The sequence below is a fragment of the Sinorhizobium americanum genome (genome assembly GCF_001651855.1).
In the GTDB taxonomy this organism is placed as follows: Bacteria; Pseudomonadota; Alphaproteobacteria; order Rhizobiales; family Rhizobiaceae; genus Sinorhizobium; species Sinorhizobium americanum.
On sequence record NZ_LNQC01000077.1, the window covers coordinates 213,702 to 230,083 of the forward strand.

Annotated in this window: 19 protein-coding genes and 1 other RNA gene; 8 read left to right on the forward strand and 12 right to left on the reverse strand. The window is 64.2% G+C overall.

What is annotated here, in order from left to right; all coding sequences use genetic code 11:
* The first annotated feature begins 230 nt into the window (after window positions 1-230).
* A complete protein-coding gene (dnaJ, locus tag ATC00_RS26770; protein ID WP_037390648.1) occupies window positions 231-1,370 on the forward strand; it encodes a molecular chaperone DnaJ in 1,140 nt (379 codons plus the stop codon).
* A 174-nt stretch (window positions 1,371-1,544) separates the two neighbouring features.
* Here dnaJ and ATC00_RS26775 read toward each other — a convergent pair whose 3' ends face one another.
* The 4 genes from ATC00_RS26775 to ATC00_RS26790 form a co-directional block, all read right to left on the reverse strand.
* Complete coding sequence (locus tag ATC00_RS26775; protein WP_412458438.1) at window positions 1,545-2,429, reverse strand: DUF2182 domain-containing protein; 885 nt, start codon at window positions 2,427-2,429, stop codon at window positions 1,545-1,547.
* Between the two features lies 1 nt (window position 2,430).
* Window positions 2,431-3,066 carry a DUF1326 domain-containing protein gene (locus tag ATC00_RS26780; protein ID WP_037390646.1) on the reverse strand — a complete coding sequence of 212 codons (636 nt, stop codon included), beginning with the start codon at window positions 3,064-3,066 and terminating at the stop codon, window positions 2,431-2,433.
* Window positions 3,067-3,244: 178 nt separating this feature from the next.
* Entirely contained in the window at window positions 3,245-4,249 is a 1,005-nt protein-coding gene (locus ATC00_RS26785; RefSeq protein ID WP_037390645.1) for an inorganic phosphate transporter, read from the reverse strand.
* Entirely contained in the window at window positions 4,249-4,893 is a 645-nt protein-coding gene (locus ATC00_RS26790; RefSeq protein ID WP_037390644.1) for a DUF47 domain-containing protein, read from the reverse strand. Before ATC00_RS26790 ends, ATC00_RS26785 begins: the two co-directional genes overlap by 1 nt.
* Before the next feature lie 212 nt (window positions 4,894-5,105).
* Here ATC00_RS26790 and recF point away from each other — a divergent pair, with 212 nt between their 5' ends.
* Entirely contained in the window at window positions 5,106-6,230 is a 1,125-nt protein-coding gene (gene recF, locus ATC00_RS26795; RefSeq protein WP_037390643.1) for a DNA replication/repair protein RecF, read from the forward strand.
* Between the two features lie 58 nt (window positions 6,231-6,288).
* A complete protein-coding gene (locus ATC00_RS26800; protein WP_064255075.1) occupies window positions 6,289-7,050 on the forward strand; it encodes a molybdopterin-synthase adenylyltransferase MoeB in 762 nt (253 codons plus the stop codon).
* A 178-nt stretch (window positions 7,051-7,228) separates the two neighbouring features.
* On the opposite strand, the gene ATC00_RS26805 is transcribed toward ATC00_RS26800, so the two are convergent.
* Window positions 7,229-7,672: an SRPBCC family protein gene (locus ATC00_RS26805; protein ID WP_064255076.1), complete on the reverse strand. Its 444-nt coding sequence runs from the start codon at window positions 7,670-7,672 to the stop codon at window positions 7,229-7,231.
* Window positions 7,673-7,696: 24 nt separating this feature from the next.
* Entirely contained in the window at window positions 7,697-7,972 is a 276-nt protein-coding gene (locus ATC00_RS26810) for a BON domain-containing protein (RefSeq protein ID WP_064255077.1), read from the reverse strand.
* 285 nt (window positions 7,973-8,257) lie between these two features.
* Between ATC00_RS26810 and ATC00_RS26815 the strand changes: the two genes are divergently transcribed.
* Window positions 8,258-9,202 (forward strand): AEC family transporter, encoded by a 945-nt coding sequence (locus ATC00_RS26815; protein WP_064255078.1) that lies wholly within the window; start codon window positions 8,258-8,260, stop codon window positions 9,200-9,202.
* Window positions 9,203-9,217: 15 nt separating this feature from the next.
* Here the strand turns inward: ATC00_RS26815 and ATC00_RS26820 are convergent, their stop codons facing one another.
* Both ATC00_RS26820 and ATC00_RS26825 read right to left on the reverse strand, forming a co-directional pair.
* Window positions 9,218-10,309 carry a branched-chain amino acid aminotransferase gene (locus tag ATC00_RS26820; protein WP_037390638.1) on the reverse strand — a complete coding sequence of 364 codons (1,092 nt, stop codon included), beginning with the start codon at window positions 10,307-10,309 and terminating at the stop codon, window positions 9,218-9,220.
* Window positions 10,310-10,544: 235 nt separating this feature from the next.
* Entirely contained in the window at window positions 10,545-11,225 is a 681-nt protein-coding gene (locus ATC00_RS26825; protein WP_064255079.1) for a c-type cytochrome, read from the reverse strand.
* A 156-nt stretch (window positions 11,226-11,381) separates the two neighbouring features.
* On the opposite strand from ATC00_RS26825, the gene ATC00_RS26830 reads away from it, so the two are divergent.
* From ATC00_RS26830 to ATC00_RS30600, 3 genes are all read left to right on the forward strand, one after another.
* The gene (locus ATC00_RS26830; protein ID WP_037390652.1) at window positions 11,382-12,128 is read left to right on the forward strand and encodes a 3-deoxy-manno-octulosonate cytidylyltransferase; all 747 of its coding nucleotides are present in this window, start codon (window positions 11,382-11,384) and stop codon (window positions 12,126-12,128) included.
* A 13-nt stretch (window positions 12,129-12,141) separates the two neighbouring features.
* On the forward strand, window positions 12,142-12,996 hold the full coding sequence (locus ATC00_RS26835) for a prephenate dehydratase (protein WP_037390636.1): 855 nt from the start codon (window positions 12,142-12,144) through the stop codon (window positions 12,994-12,996).
* 322 nt (window positions 12,997-13,318) lie between these two features.
* Window positions 13,319-13,456, forward strand: a complete 138-nt coding sequence (locus ATC00_RS30600; protein WP_012710021.1) for a DUF1127 domain-containing protein — start codon at window positions 13,319-13,321, stop codon at window positions 13,454-13,456.
* 140 nt (window positions 13,457-13,596) lie between these two features.
* Here the strand turns inward: ATC00_RS30600 and ATC00_RS26840 are convergent, their stop codons facing one another.
* The 4 genes from ATC00_RS26840 to ATC00_RS26855 all read right to left on the reverse strand — a co-directional run bounded on the left by ATC00_RS26840 (window position 13,597) and on the right by ATC00_RS26855 (window position 16,151).
* A complete protein-coding gene (locus tag ATC00_RS26840; RefSeq protein ID WP_064255080.1) occupies window positions 13,597-13,965 on the reverse strand; it encodes a VOC family protein in 369 nt (122 codons plus the stop codon).
* Between the two features lie 85 nt (window positions 13,966-14,050).
* Window positions 14,051-14,743, reverse strand: a complete 693-nt coding sequence (locus ATC00_RS26845) for a helix-turn-helix transcriptional regulator (protein ID WP_064255081.1) — start codon at window positions 14,741-14,743, stop codon at window positions 14,051-14,053.
* Between the two features lie 20 nt (window positions 14,744-14,763).
* A complete protein-coding gene (gene nudC / locus ATC00_RS26850; RefSeq protein ID WP_037390633.1) occupies window positions 14,764-15,744 on the reverse strand; it encodes an NAD(+) diphosphatase in 981 nt (326 codons plus the stop codon).
* Window positions 15,745-15,746: 2 nt separating this feature from the next.
* Entirely contained in the window at window positions 15,747-16,151 is a 405-nt protein-coding gene (locus ATC00_RS26855) for an HIT domain-containing protein (protein WP_064255082.1), read from the reverse strand.
* Window positions 16,152-16,257: 106 nt separating this feature from the next.
* Between ATC00_RS26855 and ffs the strand changes: the two genes are divergently transcribed.
* An RNA gene (gene ffs / locus ATC00_RS26860) (signal recognition particle sRNA small type) lies at window positions 16,258-16,355 on the forward strand.
* Window positions 16,356-16,382 lie beyond the last annotated feature (27 nt).

Below are 16,382 nucleotides of genomic sequence, written 5' to 3' on the forward strand. Positions count from 1 at the left end.
AGGCCCGCGCGGCGAGATGAAAGCCTGCCCGTGAGGCGGGCAGGCAAACGCATTACGAGGCGATAACGTCGGGAAATGGTGCGGGAACACCATTATTCCCGACAAAAAACCACGCGGACGCCATTTGGCCTATGGTATCGCGCTTCAAGGTTTACTAAATCCTGTGGCAAGATAATCGAGGTCGAACCCTTCGCGCTGGCAAGCCTTGTCAACTGGACAACCGTTGAAGCATGAAACGTGATCTTTACGAAACGCTTGGCGTTCAAAAAAACGCGGACGAGAAGGAGCTGAAAAGCGCCTTCCGTAAACTGGCGATGAAATATCACCCGGACCGCAACCCCGGGGACCAGGAAGCGGAAAAGTCCTTCAAGGAAATCAACGAGGCTTATGAAACGCTGAAGGACCCGCAGAAGCGGGCCGCCTACGACCGCTACGGCCACGCGGCCTTCGAGCAGGGCGGCATGGGAGCCGGCTTCGGCAACGGGTTTGCCGGCGGCGGCGCCAGCGGCTTCTCGGACATTTTCGAAGATATCTTCGGCGAGATGATGGGCGGCCGGCAGCGCCGCTCTTCGGGCGGCCGCGAACGCGGTGCGGATCTTCGCTACAATATGGAGATCACTCTCGAGGAGGCCTTTTCCGGCAAGACGGCACAGATCCGCGTGCCGACTTCGGTCACCTGCGACGTCTGCACCGGTTCCGGTGCGAAGCCGGGCACCAGCCCGAAGACTTGCGCCACCTGTCAGGGCTCGGGCCGCATCCGCGCCGCCCAGGGCTTCTTCTCGATCGAACGCACCTGCCCGACCTGCGGCGGCCGCGGTCAGACGATCACCGATCCCTGCACGAAATGTCACGGCCAGGGCCGGGTTACCGAAGAGCGCACGCTATCGGTCAACATCCCGACCGGCATCGAGGACGGCACCCGCATCCGCCTCTCCGGCGAGGGCGAAGCGGGGCTGCGCGGCGGTCCGCCCGGCGACCTCTATATTTTCCTGTCGGTCAAGCCGCATGAATTCTACCAGCGCGATGGCGCCGATCTCTATTGCAGTGTGCCGATCTCGATGACGACGGCCGCCCTCGGTGGCAAATTCGACGTCACCACGCTCGACGGCACGAAATCGCGCGTCACCGTGCCGGAGGGCACCCAGGCCGGCAAGCAGTTCCGCCTGAAGGGCAAGGGCATGCCGGTGCTGCGCTCCAACCAGACGGGCGACCTCTATATCCAGATTCAGATCGAGACGCCGCAGAAGCTCACCAAGCGGCAGCGCGAACTCCTGCAGGAGTTCGAGCAGATCTCGTCGAAGGAAAACAATCCGCAATCGGCGGGCTTCTTCTCCCGCATGAAGGATTTCTTCGATACGCTGAGCGAGTAATCTCTCTCAAGTTTGCCCCTCTCCTCGAGTTTTAACCCGAGGATTACCCCTCTTGCCGTTCTGACGGGGAGAGGGGACTGAGCAGGCGCCGCGCGTCCCCTTCGCCCCGCTGGCGGGGAGAAGGTCGCGGCAGCGGAATGTGGGCGACACGCGCACGCGCACCCTGCGGAAGGCTCAGCCCAACACCACAGCCAATTGCCAGATGCCAACGACGATGAGCCCCGTGCCCGCAACGCGGGAAAGAAGACGCCCGGCCGGCAGCAGCTTTTCGGCCAGCACGAAGACAGCGATCGCGGCGATCCACAGCACATTCATGATGCCGCCGACGAACAGGAGGCCCATCAGCGCCCAGCAGCAGCCGACGCAATAGAGCCCGTGGCGGTAGCCCAGCCTCACGGCACCGCCCGGATTGCTGCGGAAGCCGCCGTGCCGCTGCAGGAAGACGATCGGCGCCTGGCATTGGGTCAGGCAGGCATCCTTGAGCGGCGTCCATTGGTACAGGCCCGCGACGATCAGCACGATGCCGCTGAAGAGACGACTGGCGCTTGCGAGCGCCGGGGTCAGCAGCGTGCCTTCGATCAGCCATTGCCCGAGCGTCGCGACCAGCGCAAAACCGGCCCAGGCCATGAGATAGCCGCCGGTGAAATAGCCGGCCGAAGCGAAGGGCTTGCCGTCGCGGAGGCTCTGCCGTCCGACGCGGGCATAGAGAAGGATCATCGGCGACGCCGAAGGAAGCATCATGCCGACCATCATCACCACCCACATGGTCAGGGTGAAGGCGGCTTCGACGGCGCTCCAAGGGCGCGGTGAAATGCCGAGCATTGCGTCGAGCGGACCGGCCGTCGTGCCGCTTCCCATGTCCATATCCATGTGCATGCCGGTCTCCATCGGCATGGCTCCGTCGGTGCCCGTCGCGGGCATCGGCATGCCGTCCATGTCCATGCCGGCGGCAAGCCACAGGATGTAGATCCAGGAGACAACCGCCAGCATAGCGATCGCCGCAGCGACGATCGCCCGGTCCCGGCGCAACAGGGATTCGAGCGTCGCGTTGGTCATGATGTCAATGCACCACGCCGCGTTCGGTCATATGGATCCTGGCGAAATGGGCGTGCGAATCCGCCAGCGAGAGCGGCAGGACACCGGTCGTATCGGCCCAGCCCCGCCCCATCTCGCAAGTGTCGTATTCAAATCCGTGCGGCAGGTTCAGGCGGGCACGGTGCTCATCGCCGGTCACCGGATTGACGATCGGCTCGCCGCGCGCCTCGATCCATCCCGGCACACGGACGCGCGCCGTCCGCTTCTCGATGTCGACCTCGAAGTCGATCGGGGCGAAGACCGGATCGTGGAACGTCTCGAAGGTCGTCGAGAACACCTGGAAGAAGGTCGCACCGGGTTCGGTGTCCTGGCCGCTCATGATGCGCAGCAGCGCTTCGCGTTGCGCGTCCGAGGCGCGCTCGTCGACGATCGGCACCACTTCGCCCCTGCCCTCGTGGATGGCACCCGGCCAGGCGACGATCATCCCGCACCTCAGGCCATCCAGGCGCGTATCGCCGTAATGGCCTTCCTCGATCTCGATCACCCCCACGGCGCTGCAATGCCCTTGCGTCGGCAGGGCATTGAACTGGCAGGGGCAGCCATAGGCGCAATTGCAATGAATGAATTCGCGGCCCTTGATCGTCCATTTGACGTCCGTCATCTACCCCTCCCGAAATCAGAACGAGTAAGCTGTCAACCGCCTCGCATGCAACCATATCATCAGTGACGGGAATATACTCCCGACCACGAATGATGCCAACGGCGCGAAGTGCCCATGCGCCGCACCATTTCTGGACGAGTCGGGTCGGGAGGCAGCTTCGGCGAGCTGCGGCGCCGTCTCAGCCGATGAGATCAACAGCGTAGTAGGAGAGGGCCGAAATCAGCGCGGCCGCCGGCATCGTGATCACCCAGGCGACGACGATGTTGCCAGCGAGACCCCAGCGCACGGCCGAGACGCGCCGGGCCGACCCGACGCCGATGATGGCGCCGGTGATCGTGTGGGTCGTCGACACCGGAATGCCGAGCCAGGTCGCGGCAAACAGCGTGATGGCGCCACCGGTCTCGGCACAGAAACCCTGCATCGGATTGAGCTTGGTGATCTTCGATCCCATGGTGTGGACGATCCTCCAGCCGCCGAACAGGGTGCCGAGCGCGATCGCCGCCTGGCAGGTGATGACCACCCAGAAGGGCACGTGGAATTCCGGCCCGAGATAGCCTTGCGAAAACAGGAGCACGGCAATGATGCCCATCGTCTTCTGGGCATCATTGCCGCCATGGCCGAGCGAATAGAGCGACGCCGAAACGAATTGCAGGCCCCGGAAGGTGTTGTCGACGGCAAACGGCGTCTGGCGCACGAACAGCCAGGAGACGATCAGCACCAGCAGGAGCGCGAGCACGAAGCCTATCCCCGGCGACATGACGATGGCGCCGGCGGTCTTCAGGAGGCCGGACCAGACGATGGAGCTAAAGCCGGCCTTTGCAAGGCCTGCGCCGACAAGGCCGCCGACGAGGGCGTGCGAAGAGCTCGACGGAATGCCGAAGACCCATGTCAGGATGTTCCAGACGATGGCACCGATCAACGCCGCGAAGATGACCTGCGGCGTAACGATCCCGGGATCGATGATCCCCTTGCCGAGTGTCTCGGCCACATGCAGCCCGAAGAACAGAAAGGCGATGAAGTTGAAGAATGCGGCCCACATGACGGCATATTGCGGCCGCAGCACCCGTGTCGACACGATCGTTGCGATCGAGTTCGCCGCATCGTGCAATCCGTTGAGGAAGTCGAAGAACAGCGCGACTCCGATGAGGCCCACAAGCAGCGGGAAGGCGAGTGTGGCATCCATCAGACGTTCTCGATCACGATGCCGCTGATCTCGTTGGCAACATCCTCGAAGCGATCGACGACCTTCTCCAGCTCGCCATAGATTTCGCTGCCGATGATGTAGGCCATGGGATTGCTGCTGCCATGGCGCTTGAAGAGATCCTTCAGGCCCTGCTCATGCAGTTCGTCGGAGCGACCTTCGACGCGGGTGACCTCTTCGGCGATCGTGCTCAGGCGGTGCGCATTGGCGCCGATCCGGTTGAGGAGCGGAATGGCCTCGGCGACGAGCTGGGCAGCCTCGACGACCGCGGCGCCCATCGCCTGCATGCCGGGATCGAAGCTCTTCTGTTCGTAGAGCCGGATGGTCTTCACCGTCTTGTGCATCATGTCGATCGCATCATCCATCGACTGGATGAGATCCTTGATGTCGCCGCGGTCGAAGGGCGTGATGAAGCTGCGGCGCACCGCAAGCAGGACCTCGCGGGTGATCCCGTCGGCCTCGTCCTCGAACTGGACGATGCGGTCGCAATGGCGCTCAAGATCCGGCCCGCCGGCGAGCAGCGCGTTCAGCGCCTCCGCCGCCCCCATGACCGTGCGCGAATGCTGTTCGAAGAGATCGAAGAAGCGATCTTCACGGGGGAGGAGCTTGCGAAACAGGCCGAGCATCAGCGATCCATTCGGTTGTGGATTGTCATGCGGCTGTCATATTGTACCTGCACGCCCATGAAAAGTTCCCGTTCAGCGGAAAATTGGGGCTTTTCCCCGCCGTTCGGCGCATGGCACGGCCACGGGACCGGCCCGTCCCCGGGACGACCTTTTCACCTTGCCTTCTCCGAGCTTTCGTCCTACCTGACAGGCACGTCGAATTCGGACCCGCAATGCCCCACAAGGTCTATCTCACCCGCCTGAAACTCAATGATTTTCGCAATTATGCGACGCTGTCGCTCGAACTCGACCAGCGGCATGTGGTGCTGACCGGCGAAAACGGTGCAGGCAAGACCAATTTGATGGAGGCGATCTCCTTTCTCTCGCCGGGCCGGGGGCTGCGCCGCGCGGCTTACGCGGATGTCGCCCGGGTGGGCGCGGCGGACGGCTTTTCGGTTTTCGCGGCGGTCGAGGGAATGGACGGACCGGTGGAGATCGGCACCGGTACGGCTGGCGCGGAAGAAGGCCAATCGCGCCGCCTGAGGCTCAACGGCACGCCGGCCCGCACCGTCGACGAACTCACCGACCATCTGCGCGTGCTTTGGCTGACGCCGGCGATGGACGGGCTGTTCACCGGCCCATCCTCGGATCGGCGGCGGTTTCTCGATCGTCTGGTGCTATCACTCGATCCCGAGCATGGCAGACGCGCCAGCGAGTTCGACCGCGCGATGCGCAGCCGCAACCGGCTGCTCTCGGAATTCCGGCCTGATCCCGCCTGGCTGACCGCGATCGAGCGCGAAATGGCAAGCTTGGGCGTCTCGATGGCGCTTGCCCGGCTGGAAATGCTCGGCCTGCTGACGGCGCTTGTGGAACGCAACCAGGACGGCGGCAGCTTCCCGTCCGCCAGCCTGTCGCTTGCCGGCTTTCTCGACGATTGTCACGGCCTGCCCGCCTACGATCTCGAAGAGCGCTATTTCTCGAGGCTCATCGACGGCCGCGCCCGCGATGCGGCGGCCGGCCGGACGCTCGACGGGCCGCACCGCAGTGATCTCCTGATCCGCCACCGGGAAAAGGACATGGAGGCGGAGCGCTGCTCGACCGGCGAGCAGAAGGCGCTGCTCGTAGGCCTCGTGCTCGCCCATGCGCGGCTCGTCGGCGACATGACCGGGCACGCGCCGGTGCTGCTGCTCGACGAGATTGCCGCCCATCTCGATCAGGGGCGGCGGGCTGCTCTCTTCGACCGCGTCGACGAGCTCGGTGGCCAGGCCTTCATGACCGGGACGGACCGGGCGATGTTCGAGGCGCTCGGCGAACGGGCCTGTCATCTGACGGTTGCAAGCGGCCGCGTATCGGCGTGACGTCCGCCCTAGCCCACGGGCTCAGAATACGCCTCGCAGGTATCCCACGGAGACGGACATGACCGAAACGGCACTCGACTCATCGGAAATCGCGCGTTACGCGCGCCATATCGTGCTACCCGAGATCGGCGGCGCCGGGCAGCAGAAGCTGAAGGCCGCACGTGTGCTGCTCATCGGCGCGGGCGGGCTCGGCGCCCCGGTGCTGCAGTATCTCGCCGCGGCCGGTGTGGGCCGGCTCGGCATCGTCGACGACGACGTCGTATCGCTCTCCAACCTGCAGCGCCAGGTCATCCACGCCACCCGCGATATCGGCCGGCCGAAGGTCGAAAGCGCCGCGGCCGCGATCGCCGACCTCAACCCGCATGTGGAGGTCACGCCGCACGCGCTGCGTCTCGCGCCCGAAAACGCCGAGGCGATCTTCCGGCAGTACGACCTCGTCGTCGACGGGTCCGACAATTTCGATACGCGCTATCTGGCGGCGGACACGGCGGAAGCGGCACGGGTCCCCCTCGTCACCGGCGCCGTCGGGCGCTTCGACGGCTCCGTCACAGTGTTGAAACCCTACGAGGCGGACGCCGAGGGGCACCCCAATCCCTCCTATCGCGATCTCTTCCCGACGCCGCCACCGCCGGGCGCGGTGCCAGCCTGCGCCGAGGCCGGCGTGGTCGGGGCGCTCACCGGCGTCATCGGCACACTGCAGGCGATGGAAGCAATCAAGCTCATCACCGGCACCGGCGAGCCACTCGTCGGCCGCCTGCTGCTCTATGACGGCCTCGCGGCCAGCTTCAGCACGATCCGCTACCGGCGCGGCCGGGGTTGAGGGGCGGGATGGAGACGCTCCGCCTCGTCCGGGTTCGCCTGGTGACGACGATCGGATCATAGGGCGACGGAGCGCCGCTTTAGCGCGGGAACCGGTCGGCCATCGCCGCGACCGCCTCCCGCTCGGCAAGGAGGATCCACACAACAGACCGTCGCGATTGACGATGGTGACGGGCCGCTCAAGCTTCGACGAAGGCCTTGATATTCTGGGCCTGGATCTCCCATCCCTTCTCGTTGCTGCAGATCACCTCCTCCCGCCGCTCCTCCGGCAGCGAGCCGAAGCCCGATTCGGTGATCGTCAGATGCGTACCCTTCGTCGTCGGTTTGAGGTGGAATTCGACGCGCGTCGAAGGTGCGCTCGAAATATCGGCATTCGGATCATCGGAGTGCGGCCAACGAAAGGCGAAGAGTCGCGGCGCCTCCATCCGCTCCGTTACCGATGTCCACTCGATGCCCTCGTGGCCGGGATAGGTGATTTCACCCGTGGTGATCTGACCGACGACGAAGGGGCCGCCGAGCTTGACGCGAAACCACTCGCCGAAGGCCTCATGATCGGTGAGCGCGCGCCACACCCTTTCGATCGGAGCTGCCAGTTCGATGCGCTTTTCGATGCTGTCCTTCATGCTCTGTCCTCCGCGACCTTCGGCTCAGCCCGGCGCTTCGCCCGGTCGCGCCGTCAGCCTGTTCTCGACGCTCTGGACGCCGATCACCGAGGCCGCCGCCTCCCCGGCGCAGGCGATGTCCGCTTCGCGCGGCACCGTACCGGACAGGACGACCATGGTGCCGAGGGCGATCACGTCCATGTCGCTCGTGTCGATGAAAGTCGCGTAGCGGAGGAAGCGCAGGACCTTCTGCGCCAGATCGTCGTCGGTCAGGTGCGGGTCGTCGTCCTTGTGCGAATAGGTCCGATGCTCGCTCGACATTCTTCTTGACCCCGTCTTCGGGCGCAACGCTTTGTGACGGCTTAATGTTCCGGGCGCAAATCGTCGCCGCAGCACTTCGAGTTGCTGCATGTTTTTCGTGGGATTGGCTACGGTTGAAGGAAACATGCAGTAGGCCGCTGCCTTGCCTCCACGGTCAAAACGGGTCTATGCCTGCTCTGCATGAATCACAGATGCGCGACTCCGGGCGCGCTCCCCTCCGGCCCGCTCGCGGGAACCGATCGCAATCGGTCGGATCAAGCCAAAATTTCGTGATAAGGCTGGCGCATGTCCGAAGTCTTCCTGAATGTGCTCCCGATCTTTGTGCTGATTCTGACCGGCTGGCTAATCGTGAAGTTCGGCTACCTGAAGCCGCCCGTCGGCGAGGCGCTGGGCGATTTCGTCTTCCGCGTCGCCGTGCCGGTCCTTCTGTTCCGGACCATCGCCGAGGCGGATTTCAAGGAGGGGTCGCCCTGGCCGCTCTGGGTCGCCTATTTCTCCGGCGTTGCCGTCACCTGGACCCTCGGCCATCTGGCCGCCACGCTCGGCTTCGGCCGTGATCCGCGCATGGGCGTGCTGGCCGGTGTCTCCTCGGCCTTTGCCAATACGGTCTTCATCGGCCTGCCTTTGGTGTCGCGGGTGGTCGGGGAAGAGGGGATCATCGCGCTTTCGATCCTGCTTTCGGTTCATCTGCCGGTGATGATGATCGCCGGGACCGTGATGATGGACCGCGCCGACCAGAAGGTAAGCGGCCGACCACGCCAGAGCCTCGTAAAGCTTTTGGCGGGCGTCGGCCGCAATCTCGTCCGCAACCCGCTGGTGATCGGGCTCGCCTTCGGCGCGCTCTTCCATCTTCTCGGCCAGCCGCTCGGCGGGCCGACCAAGATCGTCGTCGACCAGCTTGCCGGCGTCGCCGCGCCCGCAGCACTCATCTCGATCGGCATGGCGCTCGACAAATACGGGCTCGCCGGCAATACCGGACTTGCCGCCGTTACCAGCACGCTGAAGCTCGTCGTGCTGCCGGGCGCCGTCTTTGCCGCCTGCCATCTCCTGGGCCTAAGCGACAGCTGGACCGCCGCCCTCGTCCTTACCTCTTCCGTGCCGACCGGCGTCAATGCCTGGCTGATCGCCAACCACTTCAATGTCGGCCACGGCCTCGCCTCCTCGACCATCACGCTGACAACCGCGCTCGGCGTCGTCAGCGTTTCGGCCTGGGCCTATCTGTTGATGTGATGTGGGGTGCCCCCGCTAGAACAACCGATCGAGCCAGCCGTGCCCGTCGGGGGCGCGGCCGTTCTGGATGTCGAGCAGCGCGGCCTTCAGCCGTGCGGCCACCGGGCCGGCGCCGCCGTCGCCAATCGTGAAGTTGCGGGTGCGGCCCTTCACCTTGCCGATCGGCGTCACCACCGCGGCCGTACCGCAGGCGAAGGCCTCGGTCAGCCGGCCGCTTTCGGCATCGGCCTGCCACTGATCGATCGAATAGGGCTCCTCGCGGACCGTGAGGCCGAGGTCGCGGGCCAGCGTGATCAGCGAATCGCGGGTGATGCCCGGCAGGATCGTGCCGGTGAGCGGCGGCGTCTGCAGCGAGCCGTCCTCGAAGACGAAGAAGACGTTCATGCCGCCGAGTTCCTCGATCCAGCGCTTTTCGACGGCGTCGAGGAAGACGACCTGGTCGCAGCCCTCGCGGGTCGCTTCCGCCTGTGCGGCGAGACTTGCTGCATAGTTGCCGCCGCATTTCGCCTCACCGGTGCCGCCGGGGGCCGCCCGCGTGTAATTCTCGGAAGCCCAAAGGGTCACCGCTGGTGCGCCGCTCTTGAAATAGGAGCCGACCGGCGAGGCGATGACGCAAAAGAGATAGTCGGAAGACGGCTTGACGCCGAGGATCGCCTCCGTGGCGATCATGAACGGCCGGAGATAGAGCGAGGCGCCTTCAGCCGCCGGAATCCAATCGCGATCCGCCCGCACCAGGGCGCGCACGGATTCGACGAATAGCTCTTCCGGCAAGGGCGCCATGGCCAGGCGATTGGCGGAGTTGGTGAAACGGCGCGCATTGGCGCCCGGGCGGAACAATGTGGCGCCGCCGTCCGGCAGTCGGTAGGCCTTCATGCCTTCGAAGATCTCCTGGGCATAGTGCAGCACCACCGTCGACGGGCTGAGATCGAAAGCCTTCCGCGGCTCGATCTTGGCGTCATGCCAGCCGCGTCCCTCGGAATAGCGGATCGTCGCCATGTGATCGGTCAGCACGCGGCCGAAGCCCGGGTTCTTGAGCAGAGTCTCGCGCTCGCCCGCTGCCATGGGGTTCGGATGTGTCTCGATGAGGAAAGTTCCGCCGCTGGTCATCTATCGTCCGCTCCTTCGCTCCGAGCGCAACCGTCCCACTTACATGCAGAGGGACCAAGCTCCGACCGGATTGCATTTGGTTACAGTGTCAGTTGCACAGATATTAGCATCGCCCAAGAAAAATCCGATAGGCGCGGGCATCGGCGCAAAGCTTTTCGGCGCTCACCCGACGGCGACTGATCGGATAGAAAAAGCCCGGTCGATGACCGGGCTCTCCCAGAGAAATACGGGGCGCTTAGTGTGCCGGAGCCGGAGCAGGGGCCGCCGCCTGACCAGCTTCGGCCGGAGCCGGGGCAGGAGCCGCCGTCTGGCCATCTTGGGCAGGGGCGGCAGCCGGTGCCGCTTCCGTCGCGCCGGTCGCATCCGCCGCCGGCAGCGGTGCCGGGGTGTCGGCCTTTTCGCGCAGCCAGGCGATCAGGTTCGCCCGCTCGTCCGGCTTCTTGAGGCCGGCAAAGCCCATGGCCGTGCCCGGCACGTGCTTCTTCGGCGCCTCGAGGAAATAGCTCAGGTGGTCGTAGTCCCAGACGACCTTGCCGCCTTCGGAAAAGGTCTTCATGCCGGCGGAGTAGGCGAAGCCCTCATGCGAGGCGACCGGACGGTTGACGAGGCCCCAGAGATTCGGGCCGACCTTGTTCGGTCCGCCCTTCTCGATGGTGTGACAGCTTGCGCATTTCTTGAACACGGCTTCGCCGGCGGAAGCATCGGCCTTGGCGAGCAACGGACCGATCGGTTCCGACTTTGCTTCCTCGCCGCCGCCCGCACCGGCCTCAGCCGTCGGTTCCTCGGCGACGATCGCAAAACCTTCCTTTTCGGGAGCTTCAGAATGGAAAATGCCTTCAGACGCAATGGACACGGTCATCAGCACGAAGACCGTACCCAGCAAGGCACCCACACCCATGTTCACATATGGATTCATCTGCAAACGCTCCCTTTGCCACCGGCGCAAACAAAAACCCGGCCCATCTTGAAATCGCGCGGAACCTATGTCTTTTGGCTCTGCGTTGCAACAGAGATTATCGACCCCGAAGTGAGACCTTTTGACACTTTCTCAGGGGTTTTTGAAGGCATGACGATGAATCGTGAAAATTCGGGCAAAGCCCTGGTGCTCATCCCGGCGCGCATGGCCTCGACGCGCTTGCCGGGCAAGCCGCTCGCCGACATCTGCGGCCTGCCGATGATCGTCCAGGTCGCCAGGCGCGCAGCGGAGGCAGACGTCGGCCGGATCGTCGTCGCCGTCGATCACAACGAGGTCTACGAGGCGGTGCGCGACGCCGGCTTCGAAGCGGTCATGACCCGCATCGATCATCAGTCCGGCTCCGACCGAATCTACGAGGCGCTGCAGAAGGCCGACCCGAACGGAGAGGCGGAGATCGTCATCAATGTCCAAGGCGATCTGCCGACGATCGAGCCCGGGCCGATCCGCTCAGCCTTGAGGCCGCTCGAAAACGCGGCGACCGACATTGCCACGCTGACAGTGGAAATCACCGACGAGCACGAGAAGACCAATCCGAACGTCGTCAAGGTCGTCGGATCGCCGCTGTCGGAGAGCCGGCTGCGGGCGCTTTACTTCACCCGCGCGACGGCGCCGCATGGCGCAGGCCCGCTCTATCACCATATCGGCCTTTACGCCTACCGGCGGAGCGCACTCGAGACCTTCGTGTCGCTGAAGCCTTCGACGCTCGAAAGGCGCGAATCGCTCGAACAGTTGCGGGCGCTCGAGGCCGGCATGCGCATCGACGTCGAGATCGTCGATTCCGTGCCGCTCGGCGTCGACACGCCGGCCGACCTCGAAAAAGCCCGCCGCATGCTCGCGGCCTGAAAGGACAGCCAACGTGACCGTCAAGACCAACAGGATTGCCTTCCAGGGCGACTTCGGCGCCAATTCCGATATGGCTTGCCGGGACATGTTCCCGTCGATGGATCCGTTGCCCTGCCAGACCTTCGAGGACGCCTTTCTGGCGGTCGAGAACGGCGATGCCGATCTCGGCATGATCCCGATCGAGAACACGATCGCCGGCCGCGTCGCCGATATCCATCACCTGCTGCCCGAATCGCGCCTCCACATCGTCGGCGAATATTTCATGCCGATCCGCTTCCAGCTTATGGTGCTTCCGGGCGTCAAGCATGACGAGATTCGCACCGTGCACAGCCATATCCATGCGCTCGGCCAGTGCCGCAAGATCGTCCGCGCCAATCGCTGGAAGCCGATCGTCGCCGGCGATACCGCCGGTGCCGCCAAGCTCGTTTCCGAGACCGGCGACCGCTCGATGGCGGCGCTCGCCCCGCGGCTGGCCGCCGACCTCTACGGCCTCGACATCATCGCCGAGAACGTCGAGGATACTGACAGCAACGTCACCCGCTTCGTCGTGCTGTCGCGCGAGGAGCAGCGGACGACGCGCAAGTCGGACGACGAACTGATCATCACGACCTTCGTGTTCAACGTCCGCAACATTCCGGCAGCCCTTTACAAGGCGATGGGCGGCTTTGCCACCAACGGCATCAACATGACGAAGCTCGAAAGCTACCAGCTCGGCGGCAAGTTCGTGGCGACGCAGTTCTATGCCGATATCGAGGGCCATCCGGACGACGAGGGGGTGCGACACGCGATGGACGAGCTGCGCTTCTTCTCGGAAAATGTGCGCATCCTCGGGACGTACAGGGCGCACCCGATGCGCGGCGTGCTCTGAGGTTCAGGCAGGAAGGTGTGCGGGTCGGTCTCCATCCGGTCACGCCGTTCGCACGGTTATTTACCCAGCCGCCATCCTCGGGCAATCGCGACGTGGTCAATCCGGTCAGGCGGTCGCCGCAGCACTTTGGACGACCATATACCGATGTTCGGGATTTTGGTGGAAGCGGGATGGAAAGGTGACGACGTCCCGGAAAAGCGGCGAATTATCGTTAATCGGCTACGCGTCCAGCGCATGCCTAATTTGCAATCATGGAACTTCTTAAATCTTAGGCAAATGCCTATTTGACCTTCGTCAAGAAAAAGAAAATGGAGTGTCAAAAATGAAGATCCGTCAGAAGATCATGGAATACGCAAAACTGCGCCGTGCGGTACGCGAGCTGAACGCTCTGGACGACCACGCGCTGAGCGACATCGGTCTTTCCCGTTCCCAGATTCAGGCTGCCGTCTACGGCCGCTAACCCACGGATGGCCGCGCGCAGTTTCAAACTGCGGCGGCGACCTTCGTTGGGCCTGAAAAGACGCCGGACGCGGTAGCGACCGTGCAGCGTCAAGTCTTCCACGCCCCGCCGTCTTTCTCGGGCGGGGTGTGAGGAAGCCTTCAGTTGTCGTAGAGGCAGACGCGCAGGCGATGCCCGTCCGGATCGAGGGCGACGAATGTCGGTCCGAAATCCATCCTCGTCAGTTCCTGTGCGATCGGCAGCCCCATCGCTTGCCATTCCTCGTAGTGGGCGCGAACTGCCTCTTCTCCCTCGACCATGAATGCGAGCTCGGCGCGGCTACCTTCGCCGACCGGCCCGGGCTTGACGCCGGCATTTGCCCACAAACCGAGAACGAATCCTTCCTGCACCTCGAAGGAGGAGAAGCTCGGAAAGGCTACAGTCGGTTCCTTGCCGAGCAGCTTGCGATAGAACTCGACGCTGGCCAGCGGGTCGGCGACGTAGAGGACGATGAGATTGGGTTTTGCCATGATGGTCTCCTTGTTTCGAGACCCTCAAGCTAGCAATGACTGCTGTCAGTTTTTGTCAGCAGTGCGCGCGTGACCGAAAAGAAAATCAAACCCCGACGGGATCGACGCCACGAGCGGCGCGCCAGTCCTTGAGCAGAGCCTGGCGGCGGCGTGGGTAGCGGCTGTCGAGTATCGCCGCTTCTGCAATCCGGTCGGTGCGGAAATGCCGAAAATCCTGACGGAGCTCGCACCAAGCCGCGAGCACCCGTGTCTCCTCGAAGAAGCCGAGCGCGAAAGGCCAGACCGTGCGGCGGCTGTCGCGGCCGTCGTTGTCGAGGTAGCCGAGCTCGAGCTTTTGTTCGGAGCGGATTGCCTTGCGCAAGACACCGAGGTCGATCCGGTCGGCAACCGGTTGACGTGGTCCGACGAGCAGCGTGGACCCGTCTAGCTTCTCCTTGAGCTCGGCCGGCAGCACCGAGCCGATCTTCGCCAGCGCGTCGGCCGCCGCTGCCGCGAGCCTCTTGTCGCCGCGCTTCGTCACCCAGCGCAAACCGAGGACCAGTGCCTCGATCTCCTCCTCGGAAAACATCATCGGCGGCAGCAGGAAGCCCGGCTTGAGGACATAGCCGACGCCCGCCTCGCCCTCGATTTCGGCGCCCTGGGCCTGCAGGCTGGCGATGTCTCGATAGAGGGTGCGCAGGCTGACGCCGGTCTCCTCGGCCAGCTGCCGGCCGCTCACCGGTCGCCGGTGACGTCTCAACACCTGGATGAGATCGATGAGCCGTTCGGATCGCGCCATTCATTCCCGTCCCTTCGCGGTCAGCTACGCTCCGGCCAGGTCAACCAGTCTCGCATCAGCTGGTGGGCGATTGCCCCCTTCGGCGGCGGGATGTGCTCATCCGGCGTCGTGGCGACCCCAGTCGAACGCTCCAGCATCGCTTCGGTCTCCGCCCGGGTGAACCAGCGCACGTCCTCGAGCTCCTGCTCGTCGCGCTTGATGGCGGTCGATCGCGCCTCGGCATAGCAGCCGATCATCAGCGAGTGCGGCAGCGGCCAGGGCTGCGAGGCGTGATAGCGCACCCGGCCGATGCGGATGCCCGATTCCTCGTGCGTTTCGCGGCGCACGGCGTTCTCGATCGTCTCGCCCGGCTCGACGAAACCGGCAAGGCAGGAATACATGCCCGGCGCGAAATGCGGGCTGCGGCCGAGCAGGCAGAGGTCGCGCTCGATGTCGACCGTCAGCATGATGACGACCGGATCGGTCCGCGGAAACACCATGTGGCCGCAGGCGGTGCAGATCCGCCGGTAGCCGCCGGCGGCACCGTCCATCGGCCCGCCGCAGCGGCCGCAGAAGCGGTTGTTGGCGTTCCAGGTGATCAGGCTCGACCCTTGGGCGAACTGCCCGAGGAGCTCCTCCGGCAGCATCTGCTGCCGGTAGAGCATGCGCGCATCGGCGATCTTGAAGGGTCCCGGCACAGTCTCCTCGGTCAGGCCGGAAGGCACGGCGAGGCGCGGCTCGCCGTTCGGCAGGAAGCCGAGCAGGATCGCCTCGTCGATCGTCGGTTCGAGACCGGCGAGCTCATAGGGCGCGAAAAGCGGATCGATGATCTTCTCGTCATGCTTGACGATCAGCTTCGCGCCGGAAAAGGCGAGGAAATGCGCGCCCGGATGTTTGAGGGCCTTTTCGACGCAATCGTCGGCGCGATGCTCGGACTGCCGGTCGAGATGGTTTTCCGCGAAGGCGACGAAGGTGCTCGGCTCCGGATGGGGGCTGTGAAGATCGAAGATCGTTTTCGTCATGTTCAAAAATTTTCCAATATACGTGCTGCGAATGCCTGATGCGCGCCCTCCGGCCACGGCTCTGCCTTGCCGAAGCCCCAGACCGGACCCGGCCAGTTCAGATCGCCCTCGCGGCGGGCGATGACATGCACATGAAGCTGCCGGACGATGTTGCCGAGCGCGCCGATATTGATCTTCTCTGCTCCGGTGGCCTTCTTGAGCGCCGCCGCCACCATGTTCGTTTCGAAAGTCAGCATCGCCTGGTCGAGCGGCGTGAGCTCGAAGACCTCCGAAACGTCGGCGCGCTGGGGAATGAGGATCAGCCACGGCCAGCGGCGGTCGTTCATCAGGCGCATCTGGCAGAGGCCGATCGGGGCGATGGGTATGCCGTCGCGCTCGAGGCGCTCGTCGAGCGTGAATTCCGTCAAGAAAATCTCCTTGGGATCAAGCGGATTCGCGTTGTATTCTATACTGATAGCAGTTTTTTGGCGGCTTGGCTTGCATTTGCTTCAGATATTGCCGATATGGAAGCCGGGAGGTTGGTGGTGGACGAGCCACTCGCCAACCGGGTCAGGTCCGGAAGGAAGCAGCCCTAACGAGCCCCGGCACGGGTCATCGTGCCAGCCTCCCACCTTCTCCGTCCTGTCGGGACAAGAGTT

Coding starts and splice junctions, on each gene's coding strand:
- dnaJ (WP_037390648.1), top strand. CDS start 231: ATGAAACGTGATCTTTACGAAACGCTTGGCGTTCAAAAAAACGCGGAC.
- ATC00_RS26780 (WP_037390646.1), bottom strand. CDS start 3,066: ATGACGGACGTCAAATGGACGATCAAGGGCCGCGAATTCATTCATTGC.
- ATC00_RS26785 (WP_037390645.1), bottom strand. CDS start 4,249: ATGGATGCCACACTCGCCTTCCCGCTGCTTGTGGGCCTCATCGGAGTC.
- ATC00_RS26790 (WP_037390644.1), bottom strand. CDS start 4,893: ATGCTCGGCCTGTTTCGCAAGCTCCTCCCCCGTGAAGATCGCTTCTTC.
- recF (WP_037390643.1), top strand. CDS start 5,106: ATGCCCCACAAGGTCTATCTCACCCGCCTGAAACTCAATGATTTTCGC.
- ATC00_RS26800 (WP_064255075.1), top strand. CDS start 6,289: ATGACCGAAACGGCACTCGACTCATCGGAAATCGCGCGTTACGCGCGC.
- ATC00_RS26805 (WP_064255076.1), bottom strand. CDS start 7,672: ATGAAGGACAGCATCGAAAAGCGCATCGAACTGGCAGCTCCGATCGAA.
- ATC00_RS26810 (WP_064255077.1), bottom strand. CDS start 7,972: ATGTCGAGCGAGCATCGGACCTATTCGCACAAGGACGACGACCCGCAC.
- ATC00_RS26815 (WP_064255078.1), top strand. CDS start 8,258: ATGTCCGAAGTCTTCCTGAATGTGCTCCCGATCTTTGTGCTGATTCTG.
- ATC00_RS26820 (WP_037390638.1), bottom strand. CDS start 10,309: ATGACCAGCGGCGGAACTTTCCTCATCGAGACACATCCGAACCCCATG.
- ATC00_RS26825 (WP_064255079.1), bottom strand. CDS start 11,225: ATGAATCCATATGTGAACATGGGTGTGGGTGCCTTGCTGGGTACGGTC.
- ATC00_RS26830 (WP_037390652.1), top strand. CDS start 11,382: ATGAATCGTGAAAATTCGGGCAAAGCCCTGGTGCTCATCCCGGCGCGC.
- ATC00_RS30600 (WP_012710021.1), top strand. CDS start 13,319: ATGAAGATCCGTCAGAAGATCATGGAATACGCAAAACTGCGCCGTGCG.
- ATC00_RS26840 (WP_064255080.1), bottom strand. CDS start 13,965: ATGGCAAAACCCAATCTCATCGTCCTCTACGTCGCCGACCCGCTGGCC.
- ATC00_RS26845 (WP_064255081.1), bottom strand. CDS start 14,743: ATGGCGCGATCCGAACGGCTCATCGATCTCATCCAGGTGTTGAGACGT.
- nudC (WP_037390633.1), bottom strand. CDS start 15,744: ATGACGAAAACGATCTTCGATCTTCACAGCCCCCATCCGGAGCCGAGC.